Here is a 2,924-nt window from a genome sequence, read left to right as displayed (position 1 = left end):
TGCGACCTCGGATTGAGGACGTCCTCGCTCGCACAACTCGACCGCACGCATACGCCGAGCCTCGGCCAACTGCGGTCGTGTCAGCGGTGGAACGGGCACTCCGGAAACAACAGACGCAGGCTCGGAAGGCACATCAGCATCTTCGCACCACCACAGCCCCCCACACCCACAGAACTAATGAAAACCTCAGTAGTGCTGGATTCCGCTTTCGCTGGGTATATGTCCTGTTGGCGGGGTGGTTCGGGTGCTTGGGGGCGGGTGCTGCACGGTGGTGTTACGGGCACGGCAGAGTCGTGACGAGAACGAGGAGCGGGGCGTACGTCGGCTGTCGCGAGCGCGCAAGGCTCCGCGTGATCTGGTGCTGCGGGCACGGATGGTCGAGCTGAGCTGGTCCGGGCAGCGGGTGCCAGCCATCGCGGACGAATTGAGGTGCAGCCCCAAGACAGTCCGTTGCTGGTTGCACCGCTTCAACCGCTCAGGCCTGGACGGACTGGAGGGCCTGGGCGGGCAGGGCCGCAAGCGGCGGATCACCGAGTCGGAACGCTCCAGGATCATCGGCCTGGTCAAGCAGCTGGCGCCGGGCCGGCTGACTGTGCAGGCGGACGGTGAGCTGGCTGCGGAGGATGAGTCCGGGGCGCCGGAGTGGACCCTGGACGCGCTGGCCGCCGAGGCCGGGAGGCTGGGTATTGAGGTCGGCCGCAGTCAGGTCCGACGGATCCTGTTGGCCGAGGGGGTGCGCTGGCGCCGCCCCCGGCCCTGGACCCGCTCGAAGGATCCGGACTTCGAGGGAAAAGGACGAGGATCATCGAGCTCTACACCTGCCCGCCCGAGGGTGCGACGGTCGTCTGCGCCGACGAGCTCGGACCGGTGATCCCCCGCACGTTCCCGCCCGCGCCGGGCTGGTCGCCGGACGGCCACCGCATCAAATCCGAGGTCGACTACGGTCGCGGGCCGGAAAAGACCTGGGTCTACGGTGCTTTACGCGTGCGGGACGGACATCAGGTGACCATGGCCGCGTCCTCCCGCAACAGTGCCTTCTACCAGCAGTTTCTTCAGAAGGTTGAGGCTGCCAATCCAGCCGGGGACATCTACGTCGTCACCGACAACCTGTCCTCGCACAACAGCCTGTCCACCCGCACCTGGCTGGAGGACCATCCCAGAATCCGGCACGTCTTCATCCCCGTCGGCGCCTGCTGGCTCAACCTCCAGGAAGGCTGGTGGCGCATCTTCCGCAAGGCCGCCCTTGCCGGCCAGTCCTTCGCCGGACCACCCGAGATCGAACACGCCACCCGCCTCGCAACATCCCAGCTCAATGCCCGAGCCAAACCCTGGATATGGGGAAGACCCGCCCCACCCACCCGACAACTACGGCACCGATACACGTACACCGTTTGAGGAATCCAGCACTAGAAGCCCATTGAAGATGTTGGGAGAAGACCGTTCGGTTGCCGGCCCAGGCAGCCCCTTCCCCTGGTCAGGGGGTGGTCGGGGTCAGGGTCCAGGCGCCGTTGTGGTGGTCGAGCCCGAGGTTGATCAGTCGGCGGAGGTTGAGGGCGGCGGCCGACCGACTCGACATCCGACAGGCCGTACAGGGTCTGCAGCACAACCACGCAGGCCAGCACGCCCGGCGGCACCGACGGACGGCCGTCCAAGGACGGATACATGTCCGCGAACATCGTCTCCGGAAACAGCGCTTCCCGGTGTTCGGCCAAGAACGCGAACACGCTCCCGGCAGGAATCATCTCCCGGCACACGGACCACACATCAGGCCCGACCGGCTCACTGGGCGGCCGCCCCATCATGCCTACAACTCTGGCCCCGAACCACATGATCCAGGGCCAGAACAGCCCAACATCTTCATTGGGTTTCTAGCCGCAGCCTAGCGAAGGTTGGGCGGGACGGCTCGGGGGGCTACCGTTCCCGTGCTTCACAGCTATTTGACGGGCCATCAGGTGTTGATCTGGTTGCGTGACAGCGTCGCTGACCGCTGCACGGCCAGGGATATAGTTGGATGTGGGCCCCCGTTCGGCCCCGTTGCGCGGCGCTGATGCGTCTATGGGGTCACGGAACGAACGGGGGGCTTGCCCGGTGTCGCGGCTCGGGAGCCCACCAGCGGCTGAAGCCGGCTTCGGGCTGCCGTGTTTCCTGACTTACGCGTACTGGCGTCGTCCCCTCGGATACTCCACCCGCTCAGCCTTTCGGGGCCTGTGACGATTGTCCGCTTACCTCGCGGCGCAAGGACGACGCAGCGTTTCAGGTTTGCCTGGTCATCCACCGGCTGCACTTACCGGCAATGATCGTTTTGGTGTCCCAGTCCCCGAGGCATACGCGGAAACGGAGGGTGAGTCCTTCAGGGAAGTTCTTGTTCTTGTAGCGAGTGGTTGCGAAGCCGCTGGCGTTGAAGATGCCGCCAAAGCGGCTGCTGCCGCGAAGGAGTTCCCAGTCAACGACGGCGGAGTGACCGTCCAGACCCGTATCTTCGATCATGAACCAGTCCCCGTCATCCCAGAAGCAGCCAATGGCCTTGGCGTCAGTGCCGCCGTAATGGGTGCATTCCCAGTGGTAGACGTTGGAAGGGCCCTTCGTGTCGGTTGCGCGTTCAGTTTCCGGGCTGGCGGCAGATGACTGGGTGACGGTGAGGAGCAGGGCGGCGGATAGGGTGCCTGCGACGGTGCCTAACCGCTTGAGGGCGCGTCCTGCGGGCATAGGGTTCTCCCTTTTCGGTCGGACAGAGCGCGGTCAACCTACAAGGCTGACATGGACAAGCAAAGTGTCAAACCAGCCCCATAGCACCACTTTTGGGCCCCAAGCTGACCCAGAAGACGCGTGCTAGGAGTTGTCTTCAAATGTCACGCCCACATCAGGAGCGATGCGAGGGTGACGGCTGCTTGGTAGGACTCGGCGGTCTTCTCATAGCGGGTGGC

Annotated in this window: 3 protein-coding genes and 1 pseudogene; 2 read left to right on the top strand and 2 right to left on the bottom strand. The window is 64.8% G+C overall.

Annotated features, from left to right (window positions below):
* The first annotated feature begins 235 nt into the window (after positions 1-235).
* Both ACH4EB_RS38630 and ACH4EB_RS38625 read left to right on the top strand, forming a co-directional pair.
* On the top strand, positions 236-871 hold the full coding sequence (locus tag ACH4EB_RS38630; RefSeq protein WP_398353218.1) for a transposase: 636 nt from the start codon (positions 236-238) through the stop codon (positions 869-871).
* On the top strand, positions 802-1,395 hold the full coding sequence (locus ACH4EB_RS38625; RefSeq protein WP_398353220.1) for an IS630 family transposase: 594 nt from the start codon (positions 802-804) through the stop codon (positions 1,393-1,395). Before ACH4EB_RS38630 ends, ACH4EB_RS38625 begins: the two co-directional genes overlap by 70 nt.
* A gap of 167 nt (positions 1,396-1,562) precedes the next feature.
* On the opposite strand, the pseudogene ACH4EB_RS38620 reads toward ACH4EB_RS38625, so the two are convergent.
* Both ACH4EB_RS38620 and ACH4EB_RS38615 read right to left on the bottom strand, forming a co-directional pair.
* A pseudogene (locus ACH4EB_RS38620) lies at positions 1,563-1,727 on the bottom strand (IS5/IS1182 family transposase); the annotation flags it as partial.
* Positions 1,728-2,253: 526 nt separating this feature from the next.
* A complete protein-coding gene (locus ACH4EB_RS38615) occupies positions 2,254-2,706 on the bottom strand; it encodes a hypothetical protein (RefSeq protein WP_398353216.1) in 453 nt (150 codons plus the stop codon).
* Positions 2,707-2,924: the final 218 nt, after the last annotated feature.

Origin of the sequence: Streptomyces sp. NPDC018045, assembly GCF_044327445.1 — a bacterium.
Lineage (GTDB): Bacteria > Actinomycetota > Actinomycetes > Streptomycetales > Streptomycetaceae > Streptomyces.
The sequence above is the reverse complement of the archived record's forward strand: the minus strand, read 5'-3'. Positions and strand labels throughout refer to the sequence as shown.